The organism is Micromonospora sp. Utrum1 (genome assembly GCF_057197805.1).
Map to the genome: position 1 here is coordinate 3,906,480 of NZ_CM170071.1, position 20,721 is coordinate 3,927,200.

A 20,721-nucleotide genomic window follows, 5' to 3' on the forward strand; every position below is an offset into this window, starting at 1 on the left:
GCAGGAGCAGAGAATGAGCGAATCGACCGTCCGACACGCGCCGGCAGCCGGCGAGCCGTCAGTGGTCCAGCCCCTGCTGGAACTGCGCGATCTCGACACCGACATCGCGCTGCGCCACGGTACGGTGCACGCCCTGGACGGGGTCAGTCTCCAGGTCATGCCGGGGGAGACCCTCGGCATCGTGGGGGAGTCGGGCAGCGGCAAGACGATGACCGCGCTCTCGATCATGGGCTTGCTGCCGCCCGGCGGCCGGATGACCGGGGGACAGATCCTCTTCGAGGGCCGGGACCTGCGCTCGCTGCCGGCGGACGAGGTACGCCGGATCCGTGGTGTCCGGATGGGCATGGTCTTCCAGGACCCGCTCACCTCGCTCAACCCGACCATGCGCATCGGCGTCCAGGTCGGCGAACCGCTGCGGGTGCACCAGCGGGTGGGCCGGGCGGAGGCCCGCGAGCGGACCATCGAGATCCTGCGCCGGGTCGGGATGCCGCGCCCGGAGCGGATCGTCGACAACTACCCGCACGAGCTGTCCGGCGGGATGCGGCAACGGGTCGCCATCGCGATGGCCCTGGTCTGCTCACCCCGCCTGCTCATCGCCGACGAGCCGACCACGGCGCTCGACGTCACCACCCAGCGGCAGATCCTCGAACTCATCGACGACCTGCGGGAAGAGTTCGGGATGGCCGTCGTCCTGGTCACCCACGACCTCGGGGTAATCGCCGGCCGCGCCGACCGGGTCGCCGTCATGTACGCCGGACGGGTGGTCGAGACCGCCGCGACCGGAGAGCTTTTCCGCTCGCCCCGGCATCGATACACCGAGGCGCTCATGGAGGCGCTCCCCGAGTCGGCGGTCCGGGAGTCCGGTGAACACGCCCGGCTCTACAGCATTCCGGGCCTGCCGCCGGACCTGTCCCGGTCCCTGACCGGCTGCCGCTTCGCGCCACGCTGCCGGCACGTCACCGACGAGTGCCGGACCACCGAGGTGATGCTGTCGGCTGGCGAGCACCAGCACGCCTGTCTGCACCCGGTGCTGGCGGGGTCCGCCGCACCGCTCAGCCGGCCCGCCCCGGTGCAGGTGGAGCCGGTGCCGGATCCGGCAGCCCCGGCGGCCGGACCCGGTGAGCCGGCGGCCAAGCCCGTCCTGTCGGTGCGGGACCTGGTCAAGAACTACGCCGCGCACGGCCGTGGGCTGCTGCGCCGGACCGCCGGGCAGGTGAGTGCCGTTGCGGGCGTGTCGTTCGACGTCGGCCCGGGCGAGACGTTCGGACTGGTCGGCGAGTCCGGCTGCGGCAAGTCCACCGTGGGCCGGCTGGCCGTCGGGCTGGAGCGGCCGACCGCCGGACAGATCCTGCTGGACGGCACGGACATCGCCGGCCTGGCCGGACGGGAGCGCCGCCGGATGCACCGGCAGGTCCAACTGATGTTCCAGGACAGCTACGCCGCGATGAACCCGCGAATGCGCGTCGACGCCATCCTCGCCGAACCCCTCGAGATCCAGAAGGTGGGCGGCCCGGCGGCGCGGCGGGCGCGGATCGCGACGCTGCTCGACCAGGTGGGGCTGTCGCGGCGGGTCCTGGAGCGCTACCCCCACGAGTTCTCCGGCGGTCAGCTGCAGCGCATCGGGCTGGCCCGTTCGCTGGCCCTGCAACCCCGGCTGATCGTCGGCGACGAGCCGGTGAGCGCGCTGGACGTGTCCATCCAGGCGCAGGTCCTCAACCTCATGCGGGACCTGCAGCGTGAGCTCGGTCTGGCGTACGTCTTCATCAGCCACGACCTGTCCGTCGTCGACTACATGGCGGACCGGATCGGCGTCATGTACCTCGGCAAGCTCGTCGAGGTCGGGCCCGCGCGGGACGTGGTCCGAGCCGCCCGGCATCCGTACACGCAGGCGCTCATCGACGCCGTCCCCTCCGTCACGCCGAACGCCGCGACCGAGCGCGACGGGGTGACCATCCGGGGCGAGCTGCCCAGCGCGCTGAACCCGCCCACCGGGTGCCGGTTCCGGACCCGTTGCCCCCTGGCGCAGGACATCTGCGAGACCGAGCCGCCGCTGGCCGGCGACGCGCACCAGGTGGCCTGCCACTTCCCGCTGCGTCCGAAGTCGACCGCGGCGTCGGCTCGGGCCGGGGCGGCCGCATGACCACGGTCGAGATCTGCGTGAGTGACGTGCCGACCGCGCTCGTGGCCGAGGCCGCCGGAGCCGATCGGCTCGAGCTCTGCGCCGACCTCGGCCAGGGCGGCACCACTCCGAGCCTCGGAACGGTCGAGGTCGCGCTGCGGACGTTGCGCAGGGTAGGCGTACGGGTTATGGTCCGTCCCCGTGGCGGTGACTTCCGGGTGAGCGAGATCGAGGAGCAGGTCATGCTCACGGACATCGAGGCCATCCGCAGCCTGCCCAATCCGCACAATCTCGCGGTCGGGGTGGTGGTCGGTGCCGTCACCGCCGCCGGTGGCCTCGATCTGGCCGTGCTGCGGCGCCTGATCGAGGCGGCCGGACCGCTGCCGGTGACGGTGCACAAGGCCTTCGACGAGGTCGGCGACCAGCTGAGGGCGATCGAGGAACTCATCGACCTCGGGGCCGACGCGGTGCTCACCTCCGGCGGGGCGCCGACCGCGCTGGCCGGTGCCACGCAGTTCGCCGCACTGCGGCAGCGGGCCGGCGACCGGTTGCGGATCATCGCCGGCGGCGGCATCCGGTCGCACAACGTCCGGCAGGTGCTCGCGGAGACCGGAGCGCGGGAGGTGCACCTGCGAGCACCGGTGCGGCGCGACGGACGCGAGGCCACCGACGGCGACGAGGTACGTCGGGTTGTCGACGCCACGCGTGCCCAGACGGGACCGAGCGCCGGTCGATGACCGTTACGCTGCGCAGGGCAGTCCAGCGGGGGAGTGCCCATCCTCATGAGCGGGAGTCAGCGACGGTGCCGAAGGCCTACTGGATCACCACCTACCGGTCCATCAGCGACGAGGAGAAGGTCGCCGCATACGCGGAGCTGGCGGGGCCGGCGCTGCGCGCGGCCGGCGGCACGTTCCTGGCGCGCGGCCTGCCGGCGTACGCGTTCGAGGCCGGCGCGCTGGAGCGTACGACGCTGATCGAGTTCGACAGCGTCGACGCCGCGGTCGCCGCCCACGAGACCCCCGCCTATCAGGAGGCGCTGCGGGCGCTCGGCGACGGCGCCGACCGCGACCTGCGCATCATCGAAGCGACACCCTGACGCCGGGCGACGCCGGCCCGGTCGCGCCGGCGGGTAGGGCCCGGCGCGACCGGTAGTCCGGTCAGGACAGCTGCAGCCGGGGCTCCAGGATCACCTCGAACAGCCGGTCCCACGGCAACTCGACGCGCGCCGACTCGAAGCGTGCCAGGGTCGCCGTGAACGTGTTAACGCCTCGCCGGCCCAGCACGATGCGGTGCCCCGCGAAGTGGTCGGCGAAGTACCGCTCGGTCAGCGGCACCAGCCGTTCGCGCACCCAGCCGTCGAAGTAGGTCTTCTGCGCGGCGGTGAGCGCGAGCGGGTCCCAGCCCTGCGCCCGGGCGTGCGCGTACGCCTCGACCTGCACGATGTTCTTCCACGGGTCGTCCTTGACGAACCGGTGGAGCAGGTACTCGGCGTGCGCCTGGCCGGGCCCGTGCAGGTCGGGCACGCCGTACCCGCTGCCGGAGGAGCGGAGGAAGGCCCACCGGGCGGTGCCGTGCCCGAGCGCCAGGCCGAGTGCGTTGCCGCCGGTGTTCCACCCCGAGTACGACAGCAGGGCCGCGAGGTCCAGGCGGCTCTCCATCCGGGCGACCAGGTCGTGGTCCGCCTTGTTCACGATCAGCGGGTCCACCACGATCACCGGGGTGCCGGCGGCCAGCAGCTCGCCGATCCGCCCGACGAAGGCGTCCAGGTCGGCGGCCCGCTGCCCGGGCGCCGCCGAGGGGGTGTTCACGGCGAGCACGATGTCCGCGTCGCCGCTCACGACCCGTCCCCCCACGGCGGCCACGTGCCGGCGGATGTTCTCCGCGAACGGGATGCCCTCCAGTTGGGCGGTCCAGTCCTCGCCCGAGACGCCGGCGTACTCCACCCGGTAGGTGGGCGTCGTGCCGGCCGCGATCACCCGCGCGACCAGCAATGCGTCGACCTCGTCGGCGCCGGGGAAGATCTCCACCCGGTCGCCGACGCCGAGTTGGGCGACCAGCGCCTCCAGTTCCACCCGCTCCGCCCGGGCCAGGCCGACCGGCGCGGTGTCGTCCTCGGAGAGCACGAGGTGGCTGATGGTGCCGTCGGCGACCCACTCGACCATCAGCCGGTTGACCTGGTGGTTGCGGGCCCGCGCGGCGAGATAGTCCTCGACGACCTGGTCCGGGATCTTCACCCGGACGGCGTCGAGCTGGGCCCGCAGCTCCTCCTGCCCGAGGTTCACCACCTGGTCGTAGAGCTTCGCCCAGCTGACCAGCAGGTCGCGGTACTTGTCCAGCTCGGTGCCGGTGCTGGTGACCGCGAGGCGCTGGATGGTGTCGTGCACCTCGATCACCGCGTCCGGCCGGGTCGCGCGCAGGTTCCGGATGGCGGCCAGGTTCTCCAGGGCGGCGGCCAGGGTCGGTGCGGCGGTGCGCGAGGCGATCAGGCCGCCGTAGGCGAGCATGCTGACCGAGATCACGTACCCGTCGACGCCGTCGGTGGTGCCGAGCCAGCGGGCGATGGCGGCCCCGTCGCCGGGGGTGAAGAAGCGGCCCAGCAGTTCCCGCGGCGGCAGTTGCACCCGGGCGCCGGCGCTCGCCGCGGTCATCTGCGGGGCGTAGGTGTTGACCGGCCGATCGTCCAGCGGCACCAGTGCCACGGTCAGCTGCCGCTCGGCGGGCCCGGCGAAGGCGGGTCGGCTGAGGGCCACGGTGGTCAGCCCGGCCACGCCGGTGGCCAGGAGGGTACGTCTTCTCATGCTCACTCCCTCTTACTTGGGGCGCCCGCCGCGCGGGGGGTGGCCGGCACGAGCCAGCGGGTGATCCACAGCGGTGAGGTGACGGCGTTGCCCATCACCACCGCGTGCGCACCCGCCTGGAAGGCCTGGCCGATCTGTTCCGTGGTGCGGTACCGCCCTTCGGCGAGCACCGGCACGGGCAGCAGTGCGGCGAGTCGCGCCACGAGCCCGAGGTCGGGCCCGTCAGTCGGTGGGCTGGCCGGGGTGTAGCCGGACAGTGTGGTGGCGACGGCGTCCGCGCCGGCCTCGACGGCGGCGGCACCCTCGGCCGTGGTGGAGACGTCGGCCAGGACCAGTGCGTCGGTCCGTTCGCGGATCGCTTCGACCGTGTCGGCGAAGGTGCGTCCGTCCGGTCGGGGGCGGTCGGTGGCGTCGACCGCGACGATGTCCGCCCCGGCCATCGCGACCTCGAGCGCGTGGGTCGGGGTCGGGGTGATGAAGACGTCCTCGGTGCCGTGCTTGTAGAGCCCGATCACCGGTACGTCGACGGCAGCGCGTACCGCCCTGACGTCGTCCGGTCCGTTGATCCGGACCGCCACCGCGCCGCCGTGGACCACCGCGGCCGCCACCCGGGCCTGGACGTACGGGTCCCGCATCGGGTCGTCAGGGTCGTCGGGCAGCGGCTGGCAGGACACCACCAGCCCGCCGGCCAGGTCGTCGAGCACGCTCACCGGCTAGCCCCTTCAACGTCGCGTCCGTCCATGGCCAGTCGGGCCGCGCCGACCAGGACGGCGTCGGCGCCCAGCGCGGCGGGCAGCAGCGGAACGCCGGCCCAGCCCGCGGGCAACTCGGCCGAGTAGGCGGCCGAGGCGGCGGGCAGCAGGGCGCCGGCCGCCCCGCCGGCCACCAGGACGGCCTCCGGATCGAGCAGGGTCACCAACCCCGCGAGGGCCGCGCCCAGTGCGGCTCCCGCCCGGTCCACGACCCGCTGGGCGACGGCGTCCCCGGCCGCCGCGCGGTCCGCCACGGTCCGGCCGGTGACCTGGGCTCCGGTCTCGAGGGAGTACGCGGCGGCCAGCCCGCTGCCGGAGGCGATCGCCTCCAGGTGCCCGTGCCGGCCGCACCCGCACCGCAGCCGCTCCGCCCCTGGGGCCGGCAGGTGCGCGACCTCGCCGGCGGCCCCGCGAGCACCGGTCTCGACGCGGCCGTTTCGGACGACCGCCCCGCCCAGCCCGGTGCCGACGGCCACCAGCAGCACATGTGCGCGGTCCCGTCCGGCGCCGGCCCAGCATTCGCCCAGCGCGGCGGCGTTCACGTCGTTGGTGACCCGCACGGGTCGACCCAGGCGGGCGGCCAGCGCGCCGGCGACCGGGGTGCCGGTCCAGCCGGGCAGGCTGTCGGTGGCGTACCGGATGCTGCCCGTCGCGGGGTCGACCGTGCCGGCGGTGCCCACCCCCACCGGCCCGGTGCTCGCGCCGAACAGGTCGGCGGCCAGCCGCGCGGCGGCGTCCAGCACGGCCTCGGGCCCGGACCGCGCGGGCGTGGGCACCTCGCCGCGCTCCAGCACCTGCCCGCCCGGGCCGACCAGCGCGGCCGCCGTCTTGGTGCCGCCGATGTCGATGCCGACCACCGGTGTCGTCATCCCTTGAGGCCGGTGTGCGCGAGGCCCTCGACGAACTGCTTCTGCGCGATGACGAACACCACCAGGACCGGCAGCGCGGTCATCGACGCCGCGGCCAGCTGGACGTCCCACATCGGGCCGCCGTAGGCGTCGACGAACTGGGTGAGCGCCTGGGGCAGCGTGAACTTCTCCGGAGAGGAGAGGAACACGATCGGTTCCAGGTAGAGGTTCCAGCTGTGCAGGAAGGTGAAGATGGCCACCGCGCCCAGTGCCGGCCGCGACAGCGGCAGGGCGACCCGCCAGAAGGTGGCGAAGCGACCCAGCCCGTCGACCCGGGCCGCCTCCTCCAGCTCGCCGGGGAGGCTGATGAAGAACTGCCGCATGATGAACGTCGCCAGCACGCTCGGCGCGCCGAAGATCGGCACCAGGATCAGCGGCCAGTGGGTGTTGACCAGGCCGAGCTTGAAGAACATCTGGAACAGCGGCACGATCGTCACCTCGCTGGGAATGAGCAGGCCCGCGAGGACGACCAGGAACAACACGTTCTGGCCGCGGAACCGGATGCGCGCGAAGGCGTACCCAGCGAGCGCCGACACGGCCAGGGTGCCCACCGTGACCACCAAGGCGATGTAGAGGCTGTTCAGGTACTGCTGCCCGAACGGCTGCAACTCGAACACACGCCGGTACGCGTCGAGCCGCGGGTTGGTCGGCAGCAGGTCCGGCGGGAAGGCGAAGATGTCCGCCACCGGCTTCAGCGACGAGGTGACCATCCACCACGTGGGGAAGACGAACGGGATCGCCAGGACCAGCAGCACTCCGTAGAGCACCAGCTTGGTCCGCCGCGACAGGTCACGACTCATGGAAGACCCACCTCTTGCGCATCTGCCACTGCAGCACGGTGAGGGCGAGCACGATGACGAACAGCACGATCGACAGCGTGGCGCCGTAGCCGAAGTGATGGAACTGGAAGGCCTGCTGGTACAGGTAGTAGACGAGCACCGTCGTCGAGGTGCCCGGCCCGCCCTGGGTGAGCACCGCGATCTGCGCGAAGACCTGCAGCGATCCGACCACGGTGATGATCGAGGTGAGCAGGATCGTCGGGCTGATCAGCGGTACGGTGATCCGCCAGAACTGGCGCAGCCGGCTCGCCCCGTCGACCTCCGCGGCCTCGTACAGATCGGCCGGCACGCCCTGCAGGGCGGCCAGGAACAGCACCATGTTCAGACCGACGTTCTTGAACACCTGCACGACGATCACCGACAGCATCGCGGTGCCCTCACCGCGTAGCCAGTTCGGCCCGTCCACGCCGACGGTGTCGAGCAGGCTGTTCAGCCCGCCGTTGTCCTGCAGCAGGAAGCCCCACACGATGGTCCAGGCCACCAGCGAGACCACCACGGGGGAGAAGAACAGCGTGCGGAACAGGATCGTGCCCCGCAGCCGCTGGTTGAGCAGGACGGCCAGCAGCAGCGCCAGGCCGAGGTTGAACACCACGAGGCCCACCGAGAACAGCCCGGTGGAGCGCAGCACCGCGCCGAGGTTGGGATCGTCGGCGAGCGCCTCGTAGTTGTCGGTGCCGACGAAGTCGAAGGTCCCGGCGAGCACGTTCCACTCGTGCAGGCTGTACCAGACCACGAGGACCAGCGGCAGGATCACGAAGACGGCGCTGCCGAGCAGCTGCGGGGTGATGAACAGGTAACCGGTGAGCTGGTCCCGGCGGCGGGTGGTCCAGAACGGCCGGGCCCGGCCCGGGGCGGGCCCGGCAGTCGCCGGGCCCACCCTGGTGTCCGTCTGGGTCATGATCGTCAGCCCTACTTCGCCAGCAGCGGCTGGATCTTGGCGCAGACGCCGTCGAGCACGGCCTTGACGTCCGCATTCGGCTGCCACAGCGGGTCCAGGCCGGCGCGGACCTGCTGGCTCAGCTCGGCCTGGCCGGCGTGGCTGGGCTTGACCACGCCGTTGGTGATGCCGTCGATGACGACCTTCTGCAACTGCTCCGGCTTGAGCTTCGGGTTCGTCTTGGCGAGCGTCTCGGCGGTCAGCTGAGACTGCCGGGGCGGCGGGAAGAACTGGGCGAGCTTCGCCGAGTTCGTGGGGTTGGTGAAGAAGGACAGGAAGTCGGCGGCCTGCTTGGCGTGCGGGCTCTTCTTCAGCACCCCGATGCCGGCCTGGCCGACCACCGCGTAGTTCCCCTTCGGCCCGGCCGGCAGCGGCACCAGGTCCCACCCGAAGCCGCCGTCCTTCAGCAGCGAGGCACGGGAGATCTGGGTGATCGTCATGGCCGAGTCACCGGCGAAGAAGTCGGCCGTCGTGCCCGGGCCGGGCAGCGCCTTCTGGGTGAAGGTGGCCTTGTGCAGGGTGGTCATCGCCTCGACCATCTCCGGGCTGTTGAACCCGCAGGTCTTGCCGTCCTCGCTCCAGGCCCGGGCGCCCCACCCGGTCCAGAAGGTGGACAGGTTGTCCCAGCCCTTGTAGTCGAAGTCGCGGATGACCAGGCCGGCCTTGCCGGACTTCGCCCCCGCCGCCGCGGCGGTGGCCAGGGCAGTGTCCCAGGTCCACTGCCCGGCCGCGATCAGCTCGGCGGGGGTCTTCTGACCGGCCTTCTTGACCATGTCGGTGTTGACGAAGACCCCGAACGGCGAGGTCGAGAAGGGGTACGCGTACAGCTTCCCGTCGTTCTGCCAGAGCTTGAGCGTGGCGGGGGAGAGGTCCTCGTACTGGTAGCCCTCGGCCTTCTTGAGCGTGTCGTCCAAGGGCTGCAGCGCGCCCGAGGCGACGAAGTCGGGGGCGGAGTTCTCGAACACCCACGCGAGGTCGGGCGCGTTCCCGCCGGCGATCTGGGTGGTCAGGGTGGTGGTGTAGTTGTCGAACGGCAGCGGGTCGAACTTGATCTCGGCGACGTCCGGGTGGCTCTTGCGGTACTCGTCGGCGATCTCGTTGAACAGCTTGAGGTGCGCCTCGTTGGCCGACCACACGGTCATCCGCAGCTTCGCCGGGCCGCTGTCGGCGGCCTCGCCACCGCCGCCGCAGGCGGTCAGGGCGAGCGCGCCGGCCAGCGCCACGGCGACGCCGCGCAGGGCCTTTCCTGCTCTCACAATCTTCTCCTCACCGGGGGTGTGTGTTCAGTAGCCCGCGATCCGCGGCCAGCGCTGTTCCACGCCGGTCGCGGTGAGGCGGTCCTGGAAGTCGGCCAGCAGACGGGGAGTGTTGCGGACCGAACGCGGGGACTCGCCCCGCGCCAGACAGAAGTCGGCGAGCAGGCCGGCGACCTCGCCGACGTTCCACTCGACCGGGTGCAGCCGGTAGCTGCCGTTGGTGACGTGCGTGGTGCCGATGTTCTTGCCGGCCGGAAGCAGGTTCTCCATCCGCCGCGGGATCAGCGCGCCGAGCGGAATCTCGAACGGGCAGGAGCCGACGTCGATGTAGTTGTCGCCGCCGGTCGACGGGTGCAGGTCGATCCGGTACATCCCCACGCCCACCGCGTCCGGGTAGCTGACCGCGCCGTGGTCGCCCCGGACCGCCAGGGACAGGTCCTGCTCGACGACGGTGTACTCCGCCCGGATCCGGCGGGACTCGCGGATGTACGGGGCCTGGGCCAGCCCGTCGGAGCTGCCGGTCACGTCGCCGCGCAGCCGCAGGCCGGGGAAGCCGGTGCCGCCGTCGGGCCGGGGCGCCTCCGTCTGCAGCCAGTAGAGCACCGAGTACGACAGCTCGCGGGCCTTGGCCAGGTGCCACGACGCGTTCGGCACGTCGATGACCGGACCCTCGAAGTAGTCGATCATCGGCCAGTTGACCAGCGTGATGTCGCTGCCGTACGCGCCGTCGGTGAAGTTGCGCCGCGCGGCGATCCGCCGGAACGTCCACAGGTTGCCGTCGCCGGGGTTGACGCGTTGATCGGCGTTGACGGTCAACGGGTCGTCGTCCGGGTTGGGCGTGAAGCTGCGCTCGACGATCTCCAGCGTGCGCGGGTGCGGCGACTTCCAGGACAGCAGCCGGTCACCCCAGAAGTCGGGCTTGTAGTCGCGCCAGAAGTCGTATCCCGAGGGGCGGTCGATGGTGTGGTCGCCGTCGACGTGGTCGATGGCGAAGCAGACGGACACCGCCTGCATGTTCATCGGCTGGGCCTCGGCCGGGGCGCTCGGCTCACCGGTCTCCGCCTGCGACTCGAACCCGGTGACGTACTCGGTGCCGGTCAGCGGCAGCAACTCGCCGGTCTCGGTGGCGTCCAGGACGTACGGGGCGACCACGTCGATCCGCTCGTCCCGGTCGCGGTGCGCCAGCGTCACGCCGGTCACCCGGTCCCCGTCGGTCTCCGCGGCGACCGGCCGGTACGGCTGCAGCACCCGCAGCCGGCCCGCGCCGAGGAACGGGGCGAGCATCTGTTCGAGGACAGCGACGGCCACCCGAGGCTCGTGGCAGAGCCGGCTCACCCAACCTGCGCCCGGGTTGAGGTCGGTCCAGGCCCGGGACCGTTCGGTCAACGGGTAGTGGCGACGGTAGTAGTCGCGGATGCCGTTGCGCAGCGCCCGGTAGCTGGCGGTGGCGCCGAACTGCTCGATCCAGGAGTGTTCGTCCGGCGGGACGGCCTGGCTGGTGAGTTGCCCGCCGAGCCAGTCGAACTCCTCGGTCAGGATGACGGACCGGCCGGCCCGGGCCGCGGCGAGCGCCGCGGCGACGCCGCCCAGTCCGCCCCCGACGACGAGGACGTCCGCACGCATGAGTACCACTTGCTTCCTTCCAGTTGCGCGGCCGACCGCTCAGCGTCGGTCGACCGCCCGATCAGGGGTGCCGAGGGTGCTGCCCTCGACGAGTTCGCAGGGGAGAAGTCGCTGTTGGAGGCCGCCTGTGCTGCCGTCGATGACGCCCGTCAGCACCTCGACCGACTGCCGGCCCATCTCCTCGCGGGGGATGCGGAACCCGGTGAACGTGATGTCGGTGGGGACCGGGACGGTCGGGTCGCCGAGGGTCACGATCGACAGGTCGCCGGGCACGGCCAGGCCGCGCCGACGGGCGGCCGACTCCAGCGCCACCGCCGTGGCGAAGTTCTCCACGAAGACGGCGGTGGTCCCGTCGGCCATCAGGGTGTCGAGGGTCGTGCCGGCATCTCCGGCCGGCGCCGACAGTTGCCGGGCGCTCTCCGCGGTCGTCGCGGCGGCGCGGAACCCACGGAGCCGGTCCTCGGAGGATTCGGCGGTGGTGCCCATGCTCAGGTACGTCAGGCGGCGGTGACCGCGCCGCAGCGCCACCTCGACGAGCCGGGCCACCGCTGAGGCGTAGTCGGCGCCGACGTAGGGGACCGGCCCGCCGGCGTCGTCGCGGCGCCCGACGGCGACGTACGGATATCCGTCGCGGTTGAGCCGGTGCAGCTCCGCGCCGTCGATCTCGCGCCCGAGCAGGATGCACCCGTCGGCCAGGCGCAGCCGGTTGTCGTGGTGGAAGATGCGTCGCCGGCCGTCCACCACCGGCGCGCTGGTGAACAGCAGCAGGTCGCAGCCGACCCGTTCGGCGTACTCCTCGATGCCGAGCAGGAACGGGTGGAAGAAGTCCCGGCTGCCGCTGGGGAAGGCGGGCTCGTACGTGAAGACGCCGATGATCCGGTTGAACCGCGAGGCGAGGCGGCGGGCCACCGGGTCGGCGGCGTACCCGGTCTCGGCGATGACCCGCAACACCCGGTCGCGGGTCTCCGGGGCGATGCGGACCTCGGCGTCGGTCCGGTTGTTGAGCACCAGCGACACCGTCGCCTGACTGACGCCGGCCATCCGCGCGATGTCACGTTGGGTGACACGTCTGGGGGGAGTGGTCACGTCGGGTCCTTCCGGTGCGGCTAATGCGTATTAGCGCTCGGCGTTGGGAAGGAGCCTGGCGGGTGGACCGGCATGTGTCAAGGGATGGCCGAGAGATTTCCGCGGGATGAACCCGCTGGAGTAATGCGCATTAGCTATCGGGCGCCAGACGGGTTGGTCGACGGCCCGGGCGGATCGGCGCGTCGCCGGACCGCCTCTTGACAGAAGCGCCGCCGGGCGCACAACATTTGAGAAACATAGATGCTAATACGTATTAGCGCGGCGATGCCACCGTGCCTCCGCCGGTCGATGTCCCCTGTGTCCTTACTGAGAGTCATCCCAGGCTGCTCGTGAACCGTCACCGCGTCCGATCGAACCGACAGAAGAGGAAGCCGCATGACGAGACCATCCGCCCCGTCGTCCCGACGAGCTGTCCTGGCGACCGCCAGTGCCGGCCTGCTCGTCGTCGCCATGGCCGGCGCCGCACCGGCCACCGCCGATCCCGGGCTCGACTTCCCCCAGTTCACCTACCAGGGCACCGCGTTCGACAAGAGCACGCTCGCCTACAACCCGACGAACGAGTTCATCTTCCCGAGCGTCATCCGGGCCGCCGACTACTTCCCCAACCCGCTCGGCACCTACTACCTGTACTACGCGCCGCACGAGCGTCCCGGCGGGATCGCCCTCGCGTACTCCGACTCGATCGACGGGCCGTGGACCGAGTACGCCGCCAACCCGCTGATCGGCAACACCTGGCTGCCGTACTACTCCACGGTCAGCCACATCTCCTCGCCCCACGCGGTCTGGATCGAGGACGAGCACAAGCTGTTCCTATACTTCCACGGCGAGAACTCGATCACCCGGTACGCGACCTCCGACGACGGCATCCACTTCAACTACGGTGGCACCGCGGTCAGCCGGAACGAGACGACCGGCGGTGAGACCTCCTACGCCCGGGTGTTCGAGCAGTCCGTGCCCCGCCTGGGCATGCGGTACCTGATGCTCTTCATGGACAATCCCACAGCGGCGGCCCCCGGACCCACCGGGCCGGTGTCCCGGCGGATCCGCTGGGCGGTCTCCAACGACGCGCGGAACTGGAACATGCAGCCCGAACCGATCGTCACCCCCCAGGGCGACGAGGGCCCGAACGCCTCCGGGCCGTTCTTCCTCCGCTGGAACGACCGCAACCTGGTCATCTACCACGCCGCAGACGGCAACATGCACGCGGTCGACGTCGGCGAGGACTTCGACCAGGAGGTCCACCTCGGCGTCGTGCACGACTCGATGACCGCCGCGCCCGACCTCGGCCGATCCGCCGCGCCGACGTTCTACTTCGACGGGCGTACCGCGCACATGTACTACGAAGCCGGCGCCCGGCTCACCGCCACCATTGGACACGCCACCGCCACCCTGGCCGACCCGCTGCCGGTACGGCAGCTCGACTGCGCGGCGGACCGCCCGGTCCTGTGGCCGCCGAACCACGAGCTGGTCGAGGTCAACGTGACCGTGAACCTGCACGACGGTGTGCTCGGCCCGAACGCGTTCACCCTGACCGGCGTGACCGGGGGTGAGGCCGCGGACGTCAGCGGCTTCGCCACCGGCACCCCCGACACGAGCGGCATGCTGCGGGCCGAGCGGGCCGGCAACGGCGGGGACCGGGTGTACCACCTTGCCTACGCCGGCCACGACGAGATCGGACGACCGGTCGGCTGCACCGTCACCGTCACCGTCCCACACGACGAGGGAAGCAACTAGTCGCCGGTGGTGCCCCGCCGACCGGCGGGGCACCACCAGCGGTTCCTTGATCTCGCCGGGTTGGGTGGACCTTGGTCTCAGCGGCCTCCGCTCGCTGGTGGTGACGAGGTCTTCCACCCGCCGCCACCAGCGGAAAGAACTTCCAGCTCCGGGTCCTGCGCAGAAGGATTTCTTTCGATCCGTGCCGTTGGTACTGTGCTGCCGTGCCGCCCCCGCCTACCGTCAGCGCCCCACCGGATGACCGCGCGCCGACCACAGAGTCCACCCGCCCCACCGTCAGACGAAGAGAGACCGCGCGCTTCACCGAATCCGGTCTCGGGTGGCTTCTGCTGCTGCCGTCGGTCGTGGTCTTCGCGCTGTTCGTGTTCTGGCCGCTGGGCCGCACCCTGTATCTGTCCGTGCACGGCAACGACCTCTTCGGCGCCCCGTCGGTGTACGTCGGTGCGGAGCACTACCGGGAGATGCTGTCCGCCGACTTCGGCAAGGTGCTGGCCACGACGGGCCTGTTCACGCTGTTGTCCGTGGTGCCGGCCGTCCTGGGCGCGCTGTTCGTGGTGCTGCTGCTGGAGGCGCGCATCCGCGGCGTACGGGTGCTGCGCACCGCGTTCGCGCTGCCCTTCGCCTTCTCGGTGGCGACCGCGTCGGTCGTCTTCGCCGTCATCTACAACCCGGCGATCGGCGTGGCGAACGGCGTGCTCGGATCCCTCGGGATCGACCGGGTCAACTGGCTCACCGACCCGTCGATCGCGCTGCCCGCCGTCTGCGCCGCGACGGTATGGATGAACTTCGGTTACAACGTCCTCGTGCTCTCCGCCGGCGTCGCGGCGATCTCCCCCGAGGTGGTCGAGGCGGCGCGGCTGGACGGCGCGACCGGCTGGCGGCTGGCGTCCCGGATCACCGTGCCGCTGCTCTCTCCGCAGCTGTTCTTCCTCGTCGTGGTGTCCACGATCCACGCGTTGCAGAGCTTCGGACAGATCCACATCCTGACCAAGGGCGGCCCGGACCAGGCCACGACGACGCTGGTCTACTCGATCTACGAGAAGGCGTTCGCCTTCGGGTCCTCCGACTTCGGATCAGCCAGTGCTCAGGCCGTCGTGCTGCTGGTCGTCATGCTCGGCTGTACGGCCGTCCAGTTCGGCATCCTCGAGCGGCGGGTCCACTATCGATGAAGAAGTTCAGTTTCGGGCAGGCCGCCGTCTACGTCGTGCTCGGCCTGGCCGCCATCCCGGTCCTGTTCCCCATCTACTACGGCTTCGTGGGCGCCGTGATGGGTCCCGGTGACCTGGCGACCTACCCGCCCGCGCTGGTGCCGCACCAACTGCACTGGCAGAACATCAGCGACGTCTTCCGCTCGGTGCCGCTCGGTCGCTTCTACGTCAACTCCGCCGTCCAGGCCGGGGCCATCACGGTGGCCCAGATCATCACCAGCATCCTGGCCGCGTACGCCTTCGCGTTCCTTCGCCTGCCGGCGAAGGCGGTGACCTTCGCGTTGTTCCTCGCCACCCTCATGGTGCCGTGGGAAGCGATCATCATCCCCAACTACCTGGCCATCTCCGGCTGGGGCCTGGCGCGGGGCGGGATGACCTACCTCGGTCTCGTGCTGCCCTTCCTCGCTTCGGCGTTCGGCACGTTCCTGCTGCGTCAGGCCTTCCTGCAGTTCCCCACCGAGCTGCGGGACGCGGCGGCGATCGACGGGTGCGGTCACTGGCGCCTGTTGTGGCGGATCATCGTGCCGCTGTCCAAGCCGTCGATCGCGGCGGTCGGGGTCTACGTCTTCCTGTCCGCCTGGAACCAGTACTTCTGGCCGCTGATCCTGATCCGCGACTCGGAGTACCAGACGCTGCAGATCGGCATCTCGCAGCTCAACGACGCCGAGGCGGCGCAACCGGGCCTCGTCCTCGCCGGCGTCGCGCTGTCCCTGCTGCCCACCCTGGCCGTCGTGCTCTTCGGCCAGCGCTACATCGTTCGCGGCCTCACCGCCGGCGCGGTGCGTTAACTCTCAAAGAGGAGAAACCCGTGAGACACCCTAGGCTCCGCCGGAGCATGACGGCATTCGTCGCCCTGGTAGCCGCCGCCGCGCTGACGGCGTGCGGTGGTTCCGGGTCCGGCACCGATTCCGGCAAGGACGCGCTCGAAGCGCCCGGCGCGGAGGTGCTCGAGAAGGCCACCGACAAGACCACCATCGAGTTCTGGCACGGCATGAAGGGCGCCAACGCCGCGGCGATCGACAAGCTGGTCGCCGACTTCAACGCCCAGAGCGGTGGCAAGGCCGAGGTCAAGGCCATCTACCAGGGCAACTACGACGAGACGATCGCGAAGTACAAGGCCTCGGTGCAGCAGAAGAGCACGCCCGCGCTGGTGCAGATCTACGACATCGGCTCCCGCTTCATGGTCGACTCCAAGCAGACCGTGCCGATGCACAAGTTCATCGACAAGGACAAGTTCAACGCGGGCGACATCGAACCGAACATCGCCAACTACTACTCGATCGACGGCAAGCTCCAGTCGATGCCGTTCAACACGTCCACCCCGCTGCTGTACCTGAACAAGGAGGCCTTCGTCAGGGCCGGCCTGGACCCGACGAAGCCGCCGCAGAACCTCGACGAGCTCGGTGAGATGGCGAAGAAGCTGACCGTCAAGGACGCCGGCGGCAAGACCGTCCAGTACGGCTTCGGCGCGGCCATCTACGGCTGGCTGGTGGAGCAGCTGATCGCCACCGACGGCAAGGAGTACTGCGACAACGGCAACGGCCGCAAGGGCCTCGCCACGAAGGTGCAGTTCGACCAGGAGACCGGCGTGCGCGTCGCGCAGTGGTGGGCGGACCTGGTGAAGGGCGGCTACGCGACGAACACCGGCCGCAAGACCGACGATGCCCAGGCTGCCTTCAAGGCCGGCACGGTGGCGATGCACCTGGAGTCCACGGGCGCCATGCGCGGCTACATCGACGCGGCCAAGGGCAAGTTCACCGTGCTCACCGCGCCGTACCCGAAGGCGAGCAGCTCGGCGACGGGCGGGCCGATCATCGGCGGCGCCTCGTTGTGGATCAACGGCGTCGGGCACAGCGACAAGGAGAAGCGGGCCGCCTGGGAGTTCGTGAAGTTCGCCGTGCGCGCGGACCAGCAGGCCAAGTGGCACACCGGGACCGGGTACGTGCCAGTCAACGCCAAGGCGCTCGACGAGCAGATCGACAAGGACTGGGTGGCGCAGTACCCGCAGTTCAAGACCGCCGTGGACCAGCTGCACGCGCTGCCGCCGTCGGTCGCGTCGGCCGGCTGCCTGCTCGGCGTGATGCCGCAGGCCCGCAAGGCTTCCGAGGACGGCCTGGAGGCGGCCATCGTCGGTAGCAAGCCGGCCGACCAGGCGATGAAGGACGCGGCGGCGAGCGTCCAGCCGGCGATCGACAGTTACAACAAGTCGGTCAGCTGACCAGCAGACACCACCTCGGCGCGAGGGGCCGGCTCCGGCGGAGCCGGCCCATCGTCGTCGCTGCTCCGGGTTCGGGGCGCTCAGACGATGTACGCGTACAGGTCGACGATGGTGCCGTCGGCGCGGTGCAACCCGGCGGAGTCGCCGTGCGTGCCGTTCCAGAACGCCGTGGTGCGCCCGTTGTGACAGGCGGCCGGGTCGTCATCGCCCGGGCCGATGTGCACCCGCAGCAGCCCGCCCGGCGCGATGACGTAGCCGTCGCCCACCACGATCCGGTCGGACGCCTGGTTACGCAGGTACCAGCCGCTGACGTCCACCGGCTGGTCGGAGACGTTGCGCAGGACGACGTGCTCGCCGGGGGAGTGGCACCTGACGTCGGTGATGACCACGCCCGCCGCACCGGGCACCGGTTCGCCGCCGTGCAGCATCTCCTTCAGCGCGTACGGGTAGTTGGTGATCATGCCGGCGACGCCGAGGTCCAGGGCCCGTCGCCAGAGGGCCGGCGAGTCGACCGTCCACGGCACCAGCGCCATGCCCGCCTCGACGACCCGGGTCGCGTCCTCGGGCCGCAGCCGGCGGATGTCCGGGTTGACGGAAAAGATCCACTCGGCGAGGTCCGCCAGCCGCCCGCCGGCCGGCACCTCGTAGGTGATCAGCGAGACCGGGACGTCGGGAAGCTGCGTGTGGAAGTCCCGGACGGCCTGCTCGTCGAAGGACCCGACGATCAGCGGCCGCCGCCCAGCGCCCGGCTCGATCCAGTCGCGGCGCCCGCGTAGCCGAGCGGCGACCGCCGGCGCCAGCCCGGGGTTCAGCGCCGGCGACTTCAGCTCAAGGTTCAGGCCGACCCGGCCGTCGAGCAGGTCGAGCAGTTCGTCCAAGGTGAGGATGCGCTGGCCGGTGAACTCCTCCGCGTACCACCCCCCGACGTCGAGATTCTTCAGCTCGGCGAGGGTGAAGTCGTGCACGTTCCACGGCGCGCGGTCGGCAAACGCCAGCCGGGCGTCGGTGGTGCGGGCGAGCGTCACATCGTGAATGATCACCAGCTCCCCGTCGGCGCTGAGCTGCACGTCGGTCTCGACGTAGTCGGCGCCCTCGGCGATCGCCAGCTCGAAGGCGGCGGCGGTGTTCTCCGGGGCCATCCCGGACGATCCCCGGTGCGCGTACGTCGCGGCCCGCCTGATCGGCGGGGTCGCGCCTGCCCGCGGAGCCGGCGCGACCGTCGGCCCGGCGTGACGGGTGGGCCTAGATGACGGACTCGTGCTCATCCAAGAACTCCCTGGGGAACGGGGCCGACGCCGTCGGCTTCCGCCTGACCCTAGTGCGGTGTCCACTAACGTTCACCGGGTGTGCGGTGGGTGTTGTGGATCCTCGCCTGTTGGGCGAGCGACTCCCCACCGGGTGGTGGGGCGGGCCTCCGCGGCCAACTGATCCTCGCGCCGCCCGGTGTGGGCGGCGGGGGTCACGTCGGGACTGGCCGACACCGGGGAGGTGTCGGCCGGCTCGACGGTGCGTGAGCACCCCGGGGCACCCGAGCGGGTGTGGGGGTGGTGGTTCCGCCGCCCGGGGTGCGGGTGGCGATGGTGGCCGCCGCGACGAGGTCACGGTGCCCGGCAAACGTGCAGTGCGGGGGCAGGACAGGGTCCGGCCGCGGGGTTTCGGCACCCGCCGCCGGCAGGCCGGGCAGGTCGACGAGGTGCCACGTTCGTCGACGAGGTGCACGGTGATGCCGGCCAGGACAGCTTTGTCGGTGAGGACCTGCAGGAGCCGGCCGATCTGCCACTGCCGCAGCCGCAGGTTGTGCCGCCGCCCCGCGTCCAGGTCCAGCACGCCACGCGGGTCCCCCACGTGCAGCACACCGACCCGCTGACGTACCGCCCAGGACACCACCTGACAGGCGGCCTCGTGTTGGGCCTGACGCACCCGGCGCCGATGCCGGCCCTCCACCAGCCGCGCCCGACGCCGGTACTGACGCCACCGCCGCGACCCCTTCTGCCCCGGCTTCGGCGCCCGCCGGGCGACCGCACGACCGCGGGCCTTGATATCCGCCAGGTGCACGCGGTGCTCGGCGCGGACCGCCCGCCCCGACACCAACAACCCCGCACCGTCCGGGCCCGCCACCGCGTACGGATGAATGATCCCCAGATCCACCCCCGCCACCCTGGCCGGGTCCGGCCCCTCACCCGGCGGATACGCCGCCACCGGCACCTCAGCGGTCACGTCCAGGAACAGGCGGCCACCCTCACACAACAGCGTGACCGACCGGACCTGCTCAACCGGATACGGCAACTCCCGCGCCAACCGCACCCACAGCGGCGGGGCGCCTCTAGAGCAGGGGATCCGGACCCGATGCCCGTCGAGGGTGAACGTGCCGTGATACCAACGCACCGGCACCAACCCGCGGCGACGCCGCGGGAAACGCGCCGACACATCACCATCGTTGCGCCGCTTCGCCGCCGCGAACCAGGCATCGGAAAACCGGCGCAACACCGACCGGGCACCCGTCGAATCCAACTCCCCGAACGTGCCCGGCCCCGACACCGCCAACTCCCGACACAACTCCTGATAGCCCACCAGCGGCGCATCCCGGCGGCGACGCCGCCACCCGTTGACCTCCAACACACACGCCCACACGTCGCCGGCCGAACGCAGCAGCCCGAAACACCGCCGCCGCTGCCCTGACGTCACCCGCAACGCCACACGCGCGGTGCGATGCACCACCCGGGGCGCGGCAGGATCCCGACGACGAGGCACAACCACACCCAACACCACCAGTACGACAAAACTCCCCGGCAACCGACCCGGCGAACGTTTGTGGTCACGGCACTAGCCGAGCGAGAGTTCGGCCCGGTCGGGTGTCATGGCTGGTCGCCGTGGGGCTTGCCCCGGCGCCGATCCCGGGTACATCCGGCAGGGAGGGGACCGACGAGACTTCGATGTGGAGGAGATCGCCGCCGCGCTGGAGGACCGGAGCGCATACGACCACCGGTGGCCGATTGATCCAGCGACGGCAGAGGCGCGCCGACTCCGTAACGAGCTGTACGTGGAGTACGCGCACCTCGTTTCGGCCTGGCAGCAGGTTCGCAGGGTGCGATCGCGATGGTCATTCACGGAGGTCTTGCGGAGCCATTCGTATACAACATACGCTCCCCGAATCGCCCACTCGAGGAGCCCCCAATGACGAACCTCAGTGAAACGGGCCTGCGAAGGCTCCATCCGTTCCGGGCAGCTGTGGCGGCGGTCGCC

General features: G+C 71.0%; 17 protein-coding genes. 7 read left to right on the forward strand and 10 right to left on the reverse strand.

Annotated elements, in window-relative coordinates; all coding sequences use genetic code 11:
- Positions 1-13: 13 nt before the first annotated feature.
- The 3 genes from AC0OLQ_RS18330 to AC0OLQ_RS18340 all read left to right on the forward strand — a co-directional run bounded on the left by AC0OLQ_RS18330 (position 14) and on the right by AC0OLQ_RS18340 (position 3,215).
- A complete protein-coding gene (locus tag AC0OLQ_RS18330) occupies positions 14-2,140 on the forward strand; it encodes an ABC transporter ATP-binding protein (protein ID WP_484527208.1) in 2,127 nt (708 codons plus the stop codon).
- Complete coding sequence (locus tag AC0OLQ_RS18335; protein ID WP_484527209.1) at positions 2,137-2,856, forward strand: copper homeostasis protein CutC; 720 nt, start codon at positions 2,137-2,139, stop codon at positions 2,854-2,856. The genes AC0OLQ_RS18330 and AC0OLQ_RS18335 overlap by 4 nt, the downstream gene beginning before the upstream one ends.
- A gap of 65 nt (positions 2,857-2,921) precedes the next feature.
- Entirely contained in the window at positions 2,922-3,215 is a 294-nt protein-coding gene (locus tag AC0OLQ_RS18340) for a DUF1330 domain-containing protein (protein WP_484527210.1), read from the forward strand.
- Between the two features lie 61 nt (positions 3,216-3,276).
- Here the strand turns inward: AC0OLQ_RS18340 and AC0OLQ_RS18345 are convergent, their stop codons facing one another.
- Genes AC0OLQ_RS18345 through AC0OLQ_RS18380 form a run of 8 tightly spaced genes read right to left on the reverse strand, consistent with a single transcriptional unit; the run spans position 3,277 to position 12,318 of the window.
- A complete protein-coding gene (locus AC0OLQ_RS18345; protein ID WP_484527211.1) occupies positions 3,277-4,917 on the reverse strand; it encodes a DUF4127 family protein in 1,641 nt (546 codons plus the stop codon).
- 2 nt (positions 4,918-4,919) lie between these two features.
- Positions 4,920-5,627 (reverse strand): N-acetylmannosamine-6-phosphate 2-epimerase, encoded by a 708-nt coding sequence (locus AC0OLQ_RS18350; protein ID WP_484527212.1) that lies wholly within the window; start codon positions 5,625-5,627, stop codon positions 4,920-4,922.
- Positions 5,624-6,538, reverse strand: a complete 915-nt coding sequence (locus AC0OLQ_RS18355) for an ROK family protein (RefSeq protein ID WP_484527213.1) — start codon at positions 6,536-6,538, stop codon at positions 5,624-5,626. The genes AC0OLQ_RS18350 and AC0OLQ_RS18355 overlap by 4 nt, the downstream gene beginning before the upstream one ends.
- On the reverse strand, positions 6,535-7,377 hold the full coding sequence (locus tag AC0OLQ_RS18360) for a carbohydrate ABC transporter permease (RefSeq protein WP_484527214.1): 843 nt from the start codon (positions 7,375-7,377) through the stop codon (positions 6,535-6,537). Before AC0OLQ_RS18360 ends, AC0OLQ_RS18355 begins: the two co-directional genes overlap by 4 nt.
- Positions 7,367-8,314 carry a carbohydrate ABC transporter permease gene (locus AC0OLQ_RS18365; protein WP_484527215.1) on the reverse strand — a complete coding sequence of 316 codons (948 nt, stop codon included), beginning with the start codon at positions 8,312-8,314 and terminating at the stop codon, positions 7,367-7,369. Before AC0OLQ_RS18365 ends, AC0OLQ_RS18360 begins: the two co-directional genes overlap by 11 nt.
- 11 nt (positions 8,315-8,325) lie before the next feature.
- Positions 8,326-9,609 (reverse strand): ABC transporter substrate-binding protein, encoded by a 1,284-nt coding sequence (locus tag AC0OLQ_RS18370; protein WP_484527216.1) that lies wholly within the window; start codon positions 9,607-9,609, stop codon positions 8,326-8,328.
- 27 nt (positions 9,610-9,636) lie between these two features.
- On the reverse strand, positions 9,637-11,232 hold the full coding sequence (locus tag AC0OLQ_RS18375; RefSeq protein ID WP_484527217.1) for an FAD-dependent oxidoreductase: 1,596 nt from the start codon (positions 11,230-11,232) through the stop codon (positions 9,637-9,639).
- A 39-nt stretch (positions 11,233-11,271) separates the two neighbouring features.
- Positions 11,272-12,318 carry a LacI family DNA-binding transcriptional regulator gene (locus AC0OLQ_RS18380; protein ID WP_357344114.1) on the reverse strand — a complete coding sequence of 349 codons (1,047 nt, stop codon included), beginning with the start codon at positions 12,316-12,318 and terminating at the stop codon, positions 11,272-11,274.
- Between the two features lie 375 nt (positions 12,319-12,693).
- Here AC0OLQ_RS18380 and AC0OLQ_RS18385 point away from each other — a divergent pair, with 375 nt between their 5' ends.
- From AC0OLQ_RS18385 to AC0OLQ_RS18400, 4 genes are all read left to right on the forward strand, one after another.
- Complete coding sequence (locus AC0OLQ_RS18385) at positions 12,694-14,052, forward strand: hypothetical protein (RefSeq protein ID WP_484527218.1); 1,359 nt, start codon at positions 12,694-12,696, stop codon at positions 14,050-14,052.
- 344 nt (positions 14,053-14,396) lie between these two features.
- Entirely contained in the window at positions 14,397-15,221 is an 825-nt protein-coding gene (locus tag AC0OLQ_RS18390; RefSeq protein WP_484527219.1) for a carbohydrate ABC transporter permease, read from the forward strand.
- Entirely contained in the window at positions 15,218-16,048 is an 831-nt protein-coding gene (locus AC0OLQ_RS18395; protein ID WP_484527220.1) for a carbohydrate ABC transporter permease, read from the forward strand. Before AC0OLQ_RS18390 ends, AC0OLQ_RS18395 begins: the two co-directional genes overlap by 4 nt.
- 47 nt (positions 16,049-16,095) lie before the next feature.
- Complete coding sequence (locus AC0OLQ_RS18400; RefSeq protein WP_357346164.1) at positions 16,096-17,478, forward strand: ABC transporter substrate-binding protein; 1,383 nt, start codon at positions 16,096-16,098, stop codon at positions 17,476-17,478.
- Positions 17,479-17,558: 80 nt separating this feature from the next.
- Here the strand turns inward: AC0OLQ_RS18400 and AC0OLQ_RS18405 are convergent, their stop codons facing one another.
- Together AC0OLQ_RS18405 and AC0OLQ_RS18410 are read right to left on the reverse strand one after the other, a co-directional pair.
- The gene (locus tag AC0OLQ_RS18405; protein ID WP_484527221.1) at positions 17,559-18,743 is read right to left on the reverse strand and encodes a glycerophosphodiester phosphodiesterase family protein; all 1,185 of its coding nucleotides are present in this window, start codon (positions 18,741-18,743) and stop codon (positions 17,559-17,561) included.
- Complete coding sequence (locus AC0OLQ_RS18410; RefSeq protein ID WP_484527222.1) at positions 18,721-20,247, reverse strand: RNA-guided endonuclease InsQ/TnpB family protein; 1,527 nt, start codon at positions 20,245-20,247, stop codon at positions 18,721-18,723. Before AC0OLQ_RS18410 ends, AC0OLQ_RS18405 begins: the two co-directional genes overlap by 23 nt.
- Positions 20,248-20,721 lie beyond the last annotated feature (474 nt).